This window comes from Bacillus sp. FSL K6-1366 (genome assembly GCF_037976695.1).
GTDB lineage: Bacteria > Bacillota > Bacilli > Bacillales > Bacillaceae > Bacillus > Bacillus subtilis.
The window spans coordinates 88763-107276 of record NZ_CP150268.1 but is presented as its reverse complement, the minus strand read 5'-3'; the positions used below and the strand labels follow the sequence as shown (position 1 = coordinate 107276).

Sequence of the window (18514 nt, the reverse complement as noted above, 5' to 3'; positions counted from 1 at the left end):
CTGATGCCGCAGCAACCTGAAATACAGGATATATACCCTTTGTCATTTATGCAGGAAGGGATGCTTTTTCACTCATTGTATGATGAGCAGTCGAGAGCTTATTTTGAACAGGCTTCTTTTACGATCAATGGACAGCTTGACTTGGAGCGTTTCCAGAAAAGTATGGATGCTGTTTTTGACAGGTACGATATCTTTCGAACAGCATTCATCTATAAAAATGTAGCCAAACCTCGTCAAGTCGTGCTCAAGCAACGTCATTGCCATGTTCATGTTGAAGATATTTCTCATCTCAATGAAAAAGATAAAGAACATTGTACAGAGGCATTCAAAGAGCAGGACAAATCAAAAGGCTTTGATCTCCAAACGGATGTACTGATGAGAATATCTATTTTAAAATGGGCGCCTGATCATTATGTCTGTATCTGGAGCCACCATCATATTTTAATGGATGGCTGGTGTTTAGGCATCGTCATTAAAGACTTTCTCCATATTTATCAAGCGCTTGGAAAAGGGCAGTTTCCTGATTTGCCTCCCGTACAGCCGTACGGGACGTATATTAAATGGCTGATGCAGCAAGACCGGGAAGAAGCAGCTGAGTATTGGAAAAAGAGGCTTCAGCATTTCGAAAAAGCTTCACCTCTGCCTAAAAGAACAGACCGAATGTCGGATGGGACATTACAGCAGATCACGTTTACCATTCCTGAAAAAGAAACCTCCGAATTACAGAAAATCGCTGCAGCATGTGGTGCGACACTTAACACTGTTTTCCAAGCTTTATGGGGAATCATGCTCCAAAAGTTCAATCGCCGCGACGATGCTGTGTTCGGATCAGTTATATCAGGCAGACCTTCTGAGCTAAAAGATGTGGAAAACATGGTCGGACTTTTTATCAATACCATTCCTATTCGAGTCCAAAGTGATTTTCTGTCTTTTTCTGACCTAGTCAGCGGAATGCAAAAGGACATGACTGAAGCAGAAGCGTATAGTTACTTCCCTTTATATGACATTCAGGCGCAGAGCGCTCTTAAACAAGAGCTGATTGATCATATTATCGTCTTTGAAAATACACCTACTCAACAAGAGATTGAAGAGCTGAATCAAGCTGGATCATTTGATTTCTCCGTAAAAGATTTTGAGATGGAAGAGGTAACTAATTATAGATGCAGTGTCAAAGTGATTCCAGGGCGTACTTTGTACGTTCGGATTCATTTTCATACAGGCGCTTATCAACCAAATATGATGTCTGAGATAAAAGATTATTTACTGCACATGATCTCTGACGTCATCTCTGATCCATCTCTTCCTGTGTCAAAGATGACGTTGCTAGATGAGGACAAAACACGGAAAATCGTTTCTCAAAATAACAGGACAGTATCTGTTTCACCTGAAGCCCCAACCCTGCATGGGCTGTTTGAGCGACAGGCGGCAGTCACACCGGAGCGGCCAGCGATTCGCTTTTCAGGCGGTTCGCTGACATACGCTGAGCTTGACATGTACGCCAGCCGGCTGGCTGCGCACCTTGCGGCACGCGGCGTCACAAACAAAAGTATCGTCGGTGTCCTGTCTGAACGCTCACCTGACATGCTGATCGCTGTCCTTGCTGTATTGAAGGCCGGAGGGGCGTATTTGCCGCTTGATCCTGCGTATCCAAAGGAGCGGCTGAGCTACATGCTGAAAGACAGCGGGGCATCGCTCTTGCTGACACAGCCGGGATGCTCCGCACCGAACTTTTCTGGCGAAACGCTTGAAGTGGACATGACATCTCTTGCGAGCGAAAAAGCAGAAAACCATCTGTTTACTCCTGCTGACGGCGGTTCTCTCGCCTATGTCATCTATACATCGGGCTCTACCGGGCAGCCGAAAGGAGTGGCCGTTGAGCACCGTCAGGCTGTTTCCTTTCTGACCGGCATGCAGCACCAGTTTCCGCTTTCGGAAGATGACATTGTCATGGTGAAAACCTCTTTTTCCTTTGATGCGTCTGTGTGGCAGCTGTTTTGGTGGACTCTTTCCGGTGCTTCGGCGTATCTGCTTCCGCCCGGCTGGGAAAAAGACTCCGCATTGATCGTACAAGCCATTCATCAGGAAAACGTGACAACGGCTCATTTTATTCCGGCTATGCTTAATAGCTTTCTGGATCAAGCAGAAATGTTAGCGCTTGGTGACGGGACAAACCTAAAGCGTGTATTCGCCGGAGGTGAACCGCTTGCGCCGCGTACGGCAGCCCGTTTTGCTTCTGTATTGCCGCAGGTATCATTAATCCATGGCTACGGGCCAACAGAAGCAACGGTAGACGCGGCATTTTACGTATTGGATCCAGAACGGGACAGGGATCGTTTGCGGATTCCGATTGGGAAGCCCGTACCCGGTGCGCGTTTGTATGTTTTAGATCCGCATTTAGCCGTACAGCCTTCCGGTGTCGCCGGCGAAATGTACATTGCCGGAGCGGGTGTTGCCAGAGGTTATTTGAATCGGCCGGCATTAACGGAGGAGCGTTTTCTTGAAGACCCGTTTTACCCGGGGGAACGCATGTACAAAACCGGGGATGTGGCGCGCTGGCTCCCTGACGGGAATGTTGAATTCCTCGGGCGCACGGATGATCAGGTAAAAATCCGCGGCTACCGGATTGAGCCGGGAGAAATTGAAGCGGCACTAAGAAATATAGAAGGTGTAAGAGAGGCGGCTGTTACCGTACGGACAGACAGCGGGGAGCCGGAATTATGCGCTTATATAGAAGGGCTCCAAAGAAACGAAGTGCGTGCACAGCTTGAGAGACTGTTGCCGGGCTACATGGTCCCAGCCTATATGATAGAAATGAAACAGTGGCCGGTTACGCCAAGCGGAAAGCTCGACCGAAACGCCCTGCCAGCTCCTGGCGGAGCGGCAGATGCGGAGACCTACACAGCGCCGAGAAACGTGACTGAGATGAAGCTTTCTCAGCTGTGGGAGGACGTGCTGAAAAATGGCCCTGTCGGGATTCACGACAACTTTTTTGACCGCGGGGGACATTCCTTAAAAGCAACGGCGCTTGTCTCACGGATCGCCAAAGAATTCGATGTACAGGTGCCGCTAAAAGATGTGTTTGCCCATCCGACGGTAGAAGGACTGGCTGCCGTTATCCGTGAAGGAACGGACAGTCCATATGAAGCGATTAAGCCCGCTGAAAAACAGGAAACCTATCCGGTTTCCTCTGCCCAAAAGCGGATTTATGTCCTTCAGCAACTGGAGGACGGAGGGACAGGCTACAATATGCCGGCTGTGTTAGAGCTCGAAGGGAAGCTCAACCCTGAAAGGATGGACAGAGCTTTCAAAGAGCTGATCAAGCGCCACGAGTCGCTTCGGACCTCCTTCGAACAGGACGCAGGAGGCGATCCGGTGCAGCGCATCCATGACGAGGTGCCGTTTACGTTACAGACTACAGTTCTCGGCGCACGAACCGAACAGGAAGCCGCAGCCGCATTTATCAAACCGTTTGATCTCAGCCAAGCGCCGCTGTTCCGTGCCCAAATCGTAAAGGTATCAGATGAGCGGCACCTGTTGCTGGTTGATATGCATCACATCATTTCAGACGGTGTTTCCGTCAACATTCTGATTCGGGAATTCGGCGAGCTGTACAATAATCGGAAGCTTCCGGCGCTGCGCATTCAATATAAAGATTATGCCGTATGGCAAGAAGGATTCAAAACAGGAGATGCGTACAAAACGCAGGAGGCGTACTGGCTGAAGCAGCTCGAGGGCGAGCTGCCTGTGCTGGATCTTCCGGCTGATCATGCCCGCCCGCCGGTGCGAAGCTTCGCGGGTGACAAGGTCTCATTTACGCTGGATCAAGAGGTTGCATCAGGCCTTCACAAGCTGGCACGAGAAAACGGAAGCACACTGTACATGGTGCTCCTTGCGGCTTACACCGCGTTCTTGTCACGCTTAAGCGGACAGGAAGATATCATCGTCGGCTCACCAATCGCCGGCCGGCCGCACAAGGATCTTGAGACGATACTCGGCATGTTTGTGAATACGCTGGCGCTTCGGACGCGCCCGGAGGGCGGGAAGCCATTCGTACAGTATTTGCAGGAAGTGCGTGAGACAGCATTGGAAGCCTTTGAGCACCAGGATTACCCGTTCGAAGAGCTTGTCGATAAGCTTGAATTGACACGGGATATGAGCAGAAATCCGCTGTTTGACGTAATGTTTGTTCTTCAAAACATGGATCAGGAATCGTTGGAGCTGAATGAACTTTGTCTCAAACCTGCAGCACACAATGGGCATCAAACGTCCAAATTTGATTTAACCCTATATACACAGGAACAGCCCCACGGTTTGCTGACGTTCCAAATGGAGTTTAGTACTGACTTATATAAGAAAAAAACGATAGAAAAGTGGCTTCAATACTTCATCAATATGTTACTCTCCATCATCAAAGACAACAAAGCCGCTCTCGGAACAATAAATATCCTGAATGAGGATGAGACCCATTACCTTATCCACGAGCTCAATCGTACAAAAATAGATTATCCAAGAAATGAAACCATCAGCAGACTCTTTGAAATGCAGGCAGAACAAACGCCTAATGCTGTAGCAATTGTCAGCGACACCCAAGTATTCACTTACGAGGACCTGAACAGCTGGGCAAATCAAATTGCCTCAGTTCTACAGATAAAGGGCGTAGGGCCTGATAGTGTTGTAGCCTTGTTGACAGGCAGAACACCAGAACTCATTGCAGGAATGCTGGGCATTCTAAAAGCCGGGGGAGCTTATCTGCCTATTGCTTCTGATCTGCCTGTTGAACGAATAGCTTATATGCTGTCAGACAGCGGGGCGGCATTACTCCTTCAATCTGAAAAAACAGAAAAACAGCTATTAGACATTGAATGTGAACAAATCATAATCGAAGATATTCAAAAGCAAGAAAAAACGAAGAACGTTGATTCTTCAGCAGGGCCACATTCACTCGCATATATCATTTATACCTCTGGATCAACCGGTAAACCAAAGGGTGTCATGATTGAGCAGCGAAGTGTAATTCGTCTTGTTAAAAACAGCAATTATATTACATTTACACCTGAAGACCGCCTTCTGATGACATCATCAATCGGTTTCGACGTTGGGTCATTTGAAATTTTCGGACCGCTGCTAAATGGTGCCGCTTTGCATCTGTCCGATCAACAAACATTTCTCGATTCCCATCAGCTTAAGAGGTACATAGAACATCAAGGAATCACAACGATTTGGCTGACATCTTCTCTATTCAATCATTTGACAGAGCAAAATGAACAAACATTTTCACAGCTGAAACATTTGATTATTGGCGGAGAAGCTTTGTCGCCGAGCCACGTCAATCGAATCAGAAATGTCTGCCCTGAAGTATCTATATGGAATGGATATGGCCCTACCGAAAATACAACTTTTTCGACATGCCTTCACATTCAAAAAACATATGAACTTTCCATTCCGATCGGGCGGCCGGTTGGTAATTCCACCGCTTATATCTTAAATCAATGGGGAGTGCTGCAGCCGGTCGGAGCTGTCGGTGAACTTTGTGTCGGCGGAGATGGCGTCGCCAGAGGATATTTGGGCCGTCCTGATTTAACGAAAGAGAAATTTGTCCCACATCCATTTGCACCTGGCGATCGACTGTATCGCACAGGTGATCTGGCGCGCTGGCTTCCTGACGGCACAATTGAGTACGTTGGCCGTATTGATGATCAAGTAAAAGTCAGAGGCTATCGTGTGGAGCTGGGTGAGATCGAATCAGCACTTCGTCAAATAGACGGGGTCAAAGAAGCCGCAGTGTTAGCACGTACAGCCCAGACCGGGAGCAAAGAGCTGTTTGGCTATATCAGCGTAAAAGCAGGCACGAATGCTGAACAAGTGCGTTCACTTCTCGCGTGTTCACTGCCTAATTATATGATTCCGGCGTATATCATTGAAATGGAGAATCTTCCGCTCACATCGAACGGCAAATTGAACCGGAAAGCACTGCCTGAACCAGATTTCGCATCTAAACAAACATACATCCCGCCACGCAACGAACTTGAAGAGCAGCTGGCATTGATCTGGCAGGAGGTTCTAGGCATCCAGAGGATCGGAATAGAGGATTCATTCTTTGAATTGGGCGGCGATTCAATCAAAGCGCTTCAAGTTTCTGCACGTCTCGGGCGCCACGGGTTAAGCTTGCAGGTAAGTGATTTATTCCGTCGTCCAAAGATAAAGGACTTATCACCATTTATCCGTAAGTCAGAGAGAGTCATAGAGCAAGGACCTGTTCAGGGAGATGTTCCATGGACGCCTGTTCAGCAATGGTTTTTTTCACAAGATATTGAAGAAAGACACCATTTCAATCAGTCTGTCATGCTATTCCATTCTGGACGTTTGTCTGAAAACGCCCTTAGACCAGCCTTGAAAAAACTGGCGGAGCATCATGATGCGCTTCGGATGGTTTATCGCAACGATGATAGGCGATGGATTCAAATCAACCAAGGCATTCATGAGTCACAGCTATACAGCTTAAGAACCTTTGATCTTTCACAGTCAGAAAGCGGCTGGGAGACGCAAATCAAACAAGAAGTTGCAGATCTTCAGCAAAGCATCAATTTGCAGGAAGGACCATTGTTGCACGCCGCTTTGTTTAAAACACTGACCGGAGATTACTTGTTCCTTGCGATCCATCACCTTGTCGTTGATGGTGTCTCATGGCGGATTTTGCTTGAGGATTTGTCAGCCGGATATCAACAAGCTGCTGCAGGCCAGACGATCCAGCTTCCGCCTAAAACGGATTCCTATCAGGAATACGCAAGACGCATACAGGAATATGCCCAAAGCAGTAAGCTGATTCGCGAAGAGGCGTATTGGCGAACTGTAGAAGAACAGCAAGACGCAGAACTGCCCTATGAAATACCGCATCAAGTGAACATCGACTTCAGCAAAAGGGACTCATTAAGCTTTTCACTGACTGAAGCAGACACCGCCGTCTTGCTGCAAAACGTCAATCACGCCTATGGCACAGATACACAAGATATTCTGTTAACCGCAGCATCCTTGGCGATTTGTGAATGGACAGGAGGAAGCAAGCTCCGTATCGCTATGGAAGGACACGGGAGAGAACACATTCTGCCAGAGTTAGATATCAGCAGGACGGTCGGCTGGTTTACATCCATGTATCCGGCCCTCATAAGCTTTGAAAATCATAGGGATGAGCTCGGAACCGCATTAAAAACCGTTAAAGATACACTGGGCCGGATACCAAACAAAGGGGTAGGTTACGGTATGCTGAAATACCTTACACACCCTGAAAATAAAAGCATTACGTTTTCAAAAACACCTGAAATCAGCTTTAACTATTTGGGCCAGTTCAACGACATCGAAAGACAGGACACCTTCCGCCCATCAAGCCTTGGGAGCGGAAAGGATATCACTCATACATGGAAGCGTGAGCAAATCATCGAGATGAGCGCAATGGCAGCAGACAAAAAGCTCCATTTCAATCTTAGTTATCCGCCAGCCCGCTTTCACAGAAACACAATGGAGCAGCTTATTAACAGGATTGAACACTTTTTGCTGGACATTATGAAACACTGCGCCGGTCAACAGAAAACAGAAAAGACACTGAGCGATTTCAGCAGTCAATCATTAACGGCTGAGGACTTGGACAGCATATCCAGCTTGGTGGAAGAATTGTAGAAAATCGTGACAGGGAGACATGAACATGACAAAAGCGAATTCAATTCAGGATATTTATCCGCTGTCTTACATGCAGGAAGGGATGCTTTTCCATTCCCTCCTGCAAAAAGATTCACAGGCGTATGTTGAGCAAGCTTCTTTTACAATTGAAGGAAAAGTCAACCCGCAGTTTTTTCAAAACAGCATCAACGCTCTTGTAGAAAGACATGATATTTTCAGAACGATTTTTATCAGCCAAAATGTTTCCTCTCCCCAGCAGGTTGTTCTGAGAGAACGAAATGTCATCGTACTGGAAGAAAACATTACTCATTTAAACGAGGCGGAGCAATCACAGTTTATCGAGCAATGGAAAGAAAAGGACCGGGACCAGGGGTTTCATTTACAAAAGGATGTGCTCATGCGCATCGCTCTGATTCAAACAGGAGAGAGCCAGTACTCTTGCATTTGGACCTTTCATCATATCATGATGGACGGTTGGTGCCTCAGCATTGTGCTAAAGGAGTTTCTGCATATTTACGCATCTTATGTAAATGCATCCCCAATAACATTGGAGCCGGTCCAGCCATACGGAAAGTATATCAAATGGCTGATGGAGCAAGACAAAGAGCAGGCGGTTTCTTATTGGGACCATTATCTTTCCGGCCACGAACAGCAAACCGTGCTCCCGAAGCAGAAAAAAACAAAGGGAAAAAGCAGGCAGGAACACGTTACATTTTCATTCTCTAAGGAAGAAAGCAGCAGGCTTTCAGAGCTTGCTGCTAGAGAAGAAGTGACACTCAGTACGATTTTTCATACCATTTGGGGCATTCTGCTACAAAAATATAATAATAACGATGACGCCGTATTCGGTTCTGTCATTTCAGGAAGACCCGCAGAAATCGAAGGCATTGAACATATGGTAGGTCTTTTCATTAATACGATGCCGGTTCGGGTGCAGGGGGCAAAAACGCCTTTTCTTCAACTTATAAAAGATATGCAAAAAGACCGTCTTGCCGCTGAAGCGTACAGCTACCATCCTTTATATGAGATTCAATCCCGCTCAGCTGTTAAGCAAGGGCTGATTGATCATATTCTCGTATTTGAAAACTATCCGGTGCAGCAAGAGATTCAAATGCTGAACAAACAGGAACATGCTTCTGATCTTTTTCAGATTCATAATTTCACTGTCGCAGATGAAACCAACTACAGCTTTTATCTTATGGTGGCGCCAGGGGAAGAAATTCATATCAAAATGAACTATGATGCGGAGCAGCACGATCGGTCTTTTGTGCTCTCTGTCAAAGAGCATCTTCTGAATGCTGTATCACAAATCTTAAATAATCCGAATCTTCCACCTGAAGAAATCGATATCACGACAGATACTGAAAAGCGGCAGCTGATTGGAGAAATCACAGATCAAACACCAGTTTACGAAACCATCCATGCCATGTTTGAAAAGCAAGCGGAAAAGACACCAGATGCTCATGCTGTAATTGATCAAGCCTGCTCATTAACATACAGAGAACTGAATAAAGCGGCTAACAGATTGGCACGGCATTTACGAATGAAAGGCCTTGTGAGACAGGAACCCGTTGCGATTATGATGGAACGCTCAGCGGCGTTTATCACAGGTGTTCTTGGTATCTTAAAGGCAGGCGGCGCCATTGTTCCGGTTGATCCGCATTACCCTGCTGACAGAATCCGTTATATTCTGCATGATTGCGGCTGTTCGCATGTTGTTTCACAAGCGCATCTTCCCTCATCGTTAGAAGACAATTACATTATCACTCATCCAGAAGATATCGAAAGCAAAGTAGACGGCAGTAACATAAAGTCAGTCAACAATGCTGACGATCTGCTGTATATGATTTATACATCAGGCACAACAGGTAAACCAAAGGGTGTTCAATTTGAGCATCGAAACATGGCTAACTTGCTGAAGTTCGAATATACTCACTCCGGCATTGACTTTGAAGCAGATGTTCTGCAATTTGCGACGCCTTCCTTCGACGTCTGCTATCAAGAAATATTTTCTGCGCTTCTGAAAGGCGGCACACTCCACATCGTGCCAGAAGCCATAAAAAGAGATGTGCCTCAGCTGTTTGCATTTATAAACAAGCATCAGACGAATATTGTGTTTCTCCCAACTGCTTTTATCAAAATGATTTTCAGCGAGCGAGAACTTGCGAACTCGTTTCCTGATGGCGTCAAACACCTGATCGCAGCCGGGGAACAATTAATGATTTCAGACCTTTTCCAAGATGTGTTGCGTAAACGCGGCATACACCTGCACAATCATTACGGACCTTCAGAAACTCATGTGGTATCTACGTATACCATTCATCCTGGAGACCCTATTCCTGAGCTTCCGCCAATCGGTAAACCGATAGGCTGTACTGATCTATATATTTTGAATCATCAAAAACAGCTTCAGCCATGCGGCGTACCAGGCGAACTCTATATTTCCGGCGCAAGTGTTGCCAGAGGATATGTCAATCACGATAAACTGACAAGCGACAAATTTTCATCCGATCCATTCAAGCCTGATGTGATCATGTACCGGACAGGTGATTTGGCCAGACGGCTTGAAGACGGCAACATCGAATATATCGGACGGGCAGACAATCAAGTGAAAATCAGAGGTTATCGAATTGAGCCGCAAGAAATCGAAGTCACGCTAATGAATCATCCGGACATTAGTGAGGCTGCCATTCTCATCTGGCAAGATCAAAACGGTGAACATGAATTATGCGCTTACTATTGCAGTGTACAAAAGCTGAATGCAATAGATTTACGCAGTTATATGGCTAGTGAGCTCCCAGAATACATGATTCCGGCGAAATGGATATGGGTTGACAGCATACCTCTTACCCCAAACGGAAAAGTAGATCGCGCAGCACTTCCGGAGCCAGATGCTTCAATCAGCGGAAACCCATATACTGCCCCTCGAAATCTGTTAGAGGCAAAGCTTTCGCAACTATTTGAAGATGTGCTAAAGAATGGGCATATAGGCATCCAAGACAACTTTTTTGACAATGGCGGTCACTCGTTAAAAGCAACAGTGCTTATGTCACGGATCGCAAAGGAATTCCATGTGCAAGTTTCACTTAAGGACATCTTTGCTCATCCGACTGTTGAAGGATTAGCTTTAATTATTCGAGAGGCAGAACAAAATCTGTATGCAGCAATTGAACCAGCAGAAAAAAGGGATACATATCCTGTATCTTCGGCCCAAAAACGAATCTATGTGCTTCAACAGCTTGATGAGGGTGTCGCCTATAACATGCCTGCGGTCTTAGAACTGGAAGGTGCACTGGATGTCGCCAAACTGTCTGCTGTATGTAAAGAACTGATCAGCCGGCATGAGCCGCTTCGAACTTCCTTTGTATCCGGAGCTGATGACGAGCCGGTTCAGCGTATCCACACCGAAGTGCCGTTTACGTTAAGTAAAGAGACCACTATCGAGGGATTTGTCCGTCCCTTTGATCTCAGCCAGGCGCCATTATTTAGAGCAGGCCTTATAGAAGTGTCAAACGAGAAGCATGTATTGCTGGTGGATATGCACCATATCATTTCAGATGGCGTATCCGTTCAGCTCCTAATCCGAGAATTTACCGATCTTTATGCAAACCGGCAGCTTAAGCCATTGCGGATCCAATATAAAGATTACGCCGTATGGCAGCAGAAATTTAAAAAGGGAGACTCGTACCAAAAGCAGGAGACTTACTGGCAGCAGCAGTTTAGCGGGGACCTTCCTATACTGGAGCTTCCAACAGATAAACGACGTCCGGCAGAACGGCAATTCATAGGCGGAAAAGTAACCTTTCAATTGGACAAAGAGATCACGGCCCGCATAAAGCGGCTCGCCCATAAAAACAGAAGCACGCTTTATATGACGCTTCTCGCTTTGTATTCAGCCTTTTTGTCTCGGTTAAGCGGTCAGGATGATATCGTGATTGGTTCACCTATCGCCGGACGGCCCCATGCCGACCTTGAAGCTGTTCTTGGGATGTTCGTCAATACATTGGCTCTCCGCACACGCCCGGCGGGTAATAAGACATTTGAGGAATTTCTGAAAGAAGTCAGACAGACGGCACTAGAAGCGTATGAGCATCAGGATTACCCGTTTGAAGAGCTTGTGGACAAACTCGGTGTGCAGCGGGAAATGAGCCGGAATCCTTTGTTTGACACAACGCTAGTCCTTCAGAATATGGAACAGCAAAAGCTAAAAATGAATGATGTACAGCTTCAGTGGAACGACTTGGAGCACCCAATATCAAAATTTGATATTTCCCTATACGTTACAGAGCATGATTCCGAGCTTTTCTGTCAGTTTGAATACAGTACAGCTTTGTTTGAGAAAGAAACCATCCAAAGGTGGGCCAGCCTTTTCACCACGCTTGTGGAACATACAGCTGCCAGTCCTGAAACAGAATTGGACAATATTCCAATCTTAACAAAAGAAGAAGAGCGAGATTTCATTGAATCATGCCATCTGTTTGAGGAGACGGGCTATTCAATGAATCAAACGCTCCACTATGCACTCGAACAGCAGGCAGAAAAAACGCCTGATCAGGCGGCCGTTATCTTCGAAGATGGAGTGATGACCTATAAAGAATTGAACGAACAGGCTAACCGTATCGCCTGGGAGCTGATCGGACGGGGGGTAAAACCTGAAACGACTGTTGCCATTATAGGAAAGCGTTCACCTGAAATGCTGCTTGGCATTTATGGCATTCTTAAAGCTGGCGGCGCTTATCTGCCCATCGACCCGGATTATCCGGAAGAACGAATCAGCTTTCTGCTGGAGGACAGCGGTACAAACATTCTCCTGCTTCAGTCTGCCGGCCTTCATGTTCCGGAATTTACAGGAGAGATTGTCTATCTCAATCAGACAAATAGCGGACTGGCACATCGTTTGTCCAATCCGAATGTGGATGTTCTCCCGCAATCTTTAGCCTATGTCATCTATACATCCGGCTCTACCGGGATGCCTAAGGGTGTTGAAATTGAACATCGATCAGCGGTGAATTTTTTGAATTCCCTACAGTCCCGCTATCAGCTAAAGCATTCAGATATGATTATGCACAAAACATCATATTCATTCGATGCTTCAATATGGGAGCTGTTTTGGTGGCCTTATGCCGGAGCTTCTGTTTATCTGCTTCCTCAGGGAGGCGAAAAAGAACCTGAAGTGATCGCGAAGGCCATAGAAGAACAAAAGATCACAGCTATGCATTTTGTGCCTTCAATGCTCCATGCATTTTTAGAACATATAAAATATCGCTCTGTACCGATTAAGACAAACAGACTCAAGCGAGTGTTTTCTGGGGGAGAACAGCTGGGGACCCATCTTGTCTCCCGATTTTACGAGTTGCTTCCAAATGTTTCAATAACCAATTCCTATGGGCCAACGGAAGCAACCGTAGAAGCTGCATTCTTTGATTGTCCGCCACAAGAAAAACTTGAACGGATTCCAATTGGAAAACCTGTTCATCATGTCAGATTATATATCCTGAATCAGAATCAGCGGATGCTGCCTGTTGGATGTATCGGTGAACTATACATTGCCGGAGCGGGTGTTGCCAGAGGTTATTTGAATCGGCCGGCATTAACGGAGGAGCGTTTTCTTGAAGACCCGTTTTACCTGGGGGAACGCATGTACAAAACCGGAGATGTGGCGCGCTGGCTCCCTGACGGGAATATTGAATTCCTCGGGCGCACGGATGATCAGGTGAAAATCCGCGGCTACCGGATTGAGCCGGGAGAAATTGAAGCGGCACTAAGAAGCATAGAAGGTGTAAGAGAGGCGGCCGTTACCGTACGGACAGACAGCGGTGAGTCGGAATTATGCGCTTATATAGAAGGGCTCCAAAGAAACGAAGTCCGAGCGCAGCTTGAGAGACTGTTGCCGGGCTACATGGTCCCAGCCTATATGATAGAAATGAAACAGTGGCCGGTTACGCCAAGCGGAAAGCTCGAACGAAACGCCCTGCCAGCTCCTGGCGGAGCGGCAGATGCGGAGACCTACACAGCGCCGAGAAACGTGACTGAGATGAAGCTTTCTCAGCTGTGGGAGGACGTGCTGAAAAATGGCCCTGTCGGGATTCACGACAACTTTTTTGACCGCGGGGGACATTCCTTAAAAGCAACGGCGCTTGTCTCACGGATCACCAAAGAATTCGATGTACAGGTGCCGCTAAAAGATGTGTTTGCCCATCCAACAGTAGAAGGGCTGGCTGCCGTTATCCGTGAAGGAACGGACAGTCCATATGAAGCGATTAAGCCCGCTGAAAAACAGGAAACCTATCCGGTTTCCTCTGCCCAAAAGCGGATTTATGTACTTCAGCAGCTGGAGGACGGAGGGACAGGCTACAATATGCCGGCTGTGTTAGAGCTCGAAGGGAAGCTCAACCCTGAAAGGATGGACAGAGCTTTCAAAGAGCTGATCAAGCGCCACGAGTCGCTTCGTACCTCCTTCGAACAGGACGCAGGAGGCGATCCGGTGCAGCGCATCCATGACGAGGTGCCGTTTACGTTACATACTACAGTTCTCGGCGAACGAACCGAACAGGAGGCCGCAGCCGCATTTATCAAACCGTTTGATCTCAGCCAAGCGCCGCTGTTCCGTGCCCAAATCGTAAAGGTATCAGATGTGCGGCACCTGTTGCTGGTGGATATGCATCACATCATTTCAGACGGTGTTTCCGTCAACATTCTGATTCGGGAATTCGGCGAGCTGTACAATAATCGGAAGCTTCCTGCGCTGCGCATTCAATATAAAGACTACGCCGTATGGCAAGAAGGATTCAAAACAGGAGACGCGTACAAAACGCAGGGGGCGTACTGGCTGAAGCAGCTCGAGGGCGAGCTGCCTGTGCTGGATCTTCCGGCTGATCATGCCCGCCCGCCGGTGCGAAGCTTCGCGGGTGACAAGGTCTCATTTACGCTGGATCAAGAGGTTGCATCAGGCCTTCACAAGCTGGCACGAGAAAACGGAAGCACACTGTACATGGTGCTCCTTGCGGCTTACACCGCGTTCTTGTCACGCTTAAGCGGACAGGAGGATATCATCGTCGGCTCGCCAATTGCCGGCCGGCCGCACAAGGATCTTGAGCCGATACTCGGCATGTTTGTGAACACGCTGGCGCTTCGGACGCGCCCGGAGGGCGGGAAGCCATTCGTACAGTATTTGCAGGAAGTGCGTGAGACAGCATTGGAAGCCTTTGAGCACCAGGATTACCCGTTCGAAGAGCTTGTTGATAAGCTTGAATTGACACGAGATATGAGCCGGAACCCAGTGTTTGACGCGATGTTAGTTGTTCAAAATAATGATTACGAGCGATTGCATCTTCATGATTTGCAAATGAAGCCGGCACAAGTTTCTCATCTCGTTTCTAAATTCGATTTGACACTACAGGCATCTGAGGGCGACGGAAACATTCATTTCCTTTTTGAATATTCAACCGCATTGTTCGAGAAAACCACTATTGAACGCTGGGCATCGCATTTAACAAATGTACTTAGCATCATCGGCAAAAATCCGGAGGTGACACTCAACCATATCGACATCCTGACCCAAGAAGAGCGGCACCAGCTGCTTAATGAGTTTAACACCAGGCAAGCGAATCAATACGGAGTTCAAACAATCAGTCAATTGTTTGAGCAGCAAGCTGCACGAACACCAAAAGCTACTGCACTTGTCAGCGGAGACAAAACACTGACGTATCAAGAGTTGGACGAGTGGTCCAATGGAATCGCACGTGCATTGCGCAACAGAGGTGTTAAGCCGGACACACCAGTAGGCATCATGATGCATCGTTCGTTCAGTATGATAGCAGCCATACTTGGTGTGTGGAAAGCAGGCGGCTGTTACGTTCCCATTGATCCTGAATACCCGACAGAACGCAAACGCTATATCCTTAGCGACAGCGGAACGAAACTGCTGATGACAATAAATGAAGCGGATCGGGGAGTACTTGCTGACTTTGAAGGAGAGATCTTGACGATAGAAAGCGTAGAGGAAGACGACAAATCGCCGCTGCCGCAAATGTCGTCTGCCCATCATTTGGCTTATATCATTTATACCTCTGGAACGACGGGCCGTCCAAAAGGGGTAATGGTCGAGCATAAAGGTATTGCCAACACTCTTCAGTGGCGGCGAAACGCTTATGCATTCAACGAGACAGATACCATTCTGCAGCTCTTTTCTTTCTCATTTGACGGCTTTATAACTAGTATGTTTACACCGCTTTTGTCAGGTGCAAAAGCCGTTTTGCTTCATGAAGAGGAAGCGAAGGATATTCTGGCCATTAAGCATCAGCTGTCTCGTCAACGGATTACACATATGATTATTGTGCCTGTTTTATATCGAGCGCTTTTGGACGTAGTGCAGCCGGAAGATGTAAAGACGCTTAGAGTCGTCACACTGGCGGGAGAAGCGGCTGACCGCGAATTGATCGCCCGCAGCTTAGCTATATGTCCGCATACCGAACTCGCCAACGAATATGGACCGACAGAAAACAGCGTGGCGACTACCGTCATGAGACATATGGAAAAGCAGGCATACGTAAGCATCGGCCAGCCGATTGACGGAACTCAAGTGCTGATTTTAAATAGCAATCATCAGCTTCAGCCAATCGGTGTTGCGGGAGAGCTTTGTATAGCAGGAACAGGGCTTGCAAGAGGGTACGTCAATCTTCCAGAACTGACAGAGAGAGCATTCACGCAGAATCCATTTAAACCCGAAGCACGAATGTACCGAACAGGAGACGCCGCCAGATGGATGGCCGACGGTACACTCGAATATCTCGGAAGAATCGATGATCAAGTCAAAATCAGAGGATACCGTGTAGAAACGAAAGAAATTGAATCGGTCATCCGGTGTATAAATGGTGTAAAAGACGCCGCAGTAGTTGCTCATGAAACAGCGTCAGGACAAACCGAATTAAGTGCTTATGTGGTGACAAAACCAGAGTTGAGCACAAATGCTGTACGCTCAGAATTACAAAACAAGCTGCCGGTGTTTATGCACCCTGCGTTTATTGAAAAACTGGACTCACTTCCATTGTCACCAAACGGCAAGCTGGATCGCGGAGCACTTCCAAAACCTGTATATAACCACGAAGGTGAACGTCCATTCCTCCCGCCAGCCAGCAAAATGGAACAAATACTGGCAGATATATGGCAAGAAGTACTGGGGGCAGAAAAGATCGGAACAGCTGATTCGTTCTTTGAACTTGGCGGAGATTCAATCAAAGCGTTACAGGTATCTGCGCGGCTTCACCGGATAGGCAAGCAAATGGCAGTGAAAGATTTGTTTAGCCATCCGACCATTCAAGAATTAGCAGCTTATATCCGTGATTCAGATACAAGTTCCAGCCAAGCTCCGGTTGAGGGAGACGTACAATGGTCGCCTGTTCAAAAATGGTTTCTTTCTCAAGATATAAAAGAAAAACACCATTTTAATCAGTCCGTAATGCTGTATCGAAGCACCTCTGTACAAGAAGACGCACTGCGCAAAACGTTAAAAGCAATAACGTGTCATCATGATGCGCTGCGAATGGTGTTTACACAGAATGAACAAGGAAAGTGGGATCAATATAATCGGCCGCTCAGTCATTCGGACGACGCGTTGTACGGCCTTCAGATGATTGATTTATCAGCTCCGGACGGCACTGATGGAAATAGAGCGTATGAGCCTATTATCAAACGTCATGTACTTGATATTCAGCAGAAAATGGATTTGAAGAATGGTCCGCTGCTGCAAGCCGGTCTTTTCCACACAATTGACAGTGATTTCTTATTTTTATCGGCTCATCACCTCGTCGTTGACGGCATCTCATGGCGGGTTCTGCTTGAAGATTTGGCTTTAGGGTATCGCCAAGCTGCAGGCGGGGAAGAGATTCAGCTGCCTCCTAAAACAAGCTCATTTAAAGCGTATACGAAAAAGCTCTCTGACTACGCTGAAAGCCAGCAGCTAATGAAACAGCTCAAGTATTGGCGCGAAGCCGAAGAGTATCAAACAGAGGCATTGCCTTTTGATCACATCGATGGCACTAGAGCAGACGAGGGACAACGGTCCACGATTTCGTTTACCTTAAACGAGAAAGAGACAGCAGCACTCTTAAAAGACGCCAACAGCGCATATAACACTGATACGCAGGACATGCTGCTCGCTTCTGTCATTCTTGCGCTGCGCCATTGGACCAATCAATCCGCCTTCAAACTATCATTAGAGGGCCACGGGCGAGAGGATGTATTAGAAGGAATAGATGTGAGCCGGACGGTTGGATGGTTTACCGCCATTTATCCGTTATTGGTTAAATTGAACGCAGACTTGCCAGATTCGGAAGAATACATGGTTCATGTGCTAAAAACAACAAAAGATACACTGAGACGTGTACCTGACAAAGGATTCGGCTACGGTGTCATCAAATATTTGACGCCGCCTGGCAAAAAAGACATCAATTTCACAGGTGCACCAGAAATCAGCTTTAATTATCTTGGTCAATTTGAAAGCGGCCGCTCAGTTGAAGTACCTGAGGAGGACGCCTTCTCATTCTCTCCGCTTGGTGCCGGAGGTGATATCAGCACAACATGGAACCGTGAACAGTCGCTGGATATCAGCGCAATCGCTGCAGAAGGAAAATTGACTGTCAATATGACTTATGACAATGCCCGCTTTCAGCGCAAAACCATCGAACAGCTTAGCGAAACATGCCGTCAATTTTTATTACAGCTGATCGAACACTGCCAGAACAAAAGAGAAACAGAAAAGACGATCAGTGATTTTGATGATCAAGAACTGACCGAGGACGCGCTGCAAGAGATTGCTGATATGCTCAGTTTTCACTAATGAAAC

The 18514-nt window shown here is 47.1% G+C and carries 2 protein-coding genes; both read left to right on the top strand.

Annotation, left to right across the window (positions count from 1 at the left end; all coding sequences use genetic code 11):
* Window positions 1–3 precede the first annotated feature (3 nt).
* Window positions 4–7671, top strand: a complete 7668-nt coding sequence (ppsC, locus tag MHI44_RS00510) for a plipastatin non-ribosomal peptide synthetase PpsC (protein WP_339202647.1) — start codon at window positions 4–6, stop codon at window positions 7669–7671.
* A 25-nt stretch (window positions 7672–7696) separates the two neighbouring features.
* A complete protein-coding gene (gene ppsD, locus MHI44_RS00505; RefSeq protein WP_339202645.1) occupies window positions 7697–18508 on the top strand; it encodes a plipastatin non-ribosomal peptide synthetase PpsD in 10812 nt (3603 codons plus the stop codon).
* Window positions 18509–18514: the final 6 nt, after the last annotated feature.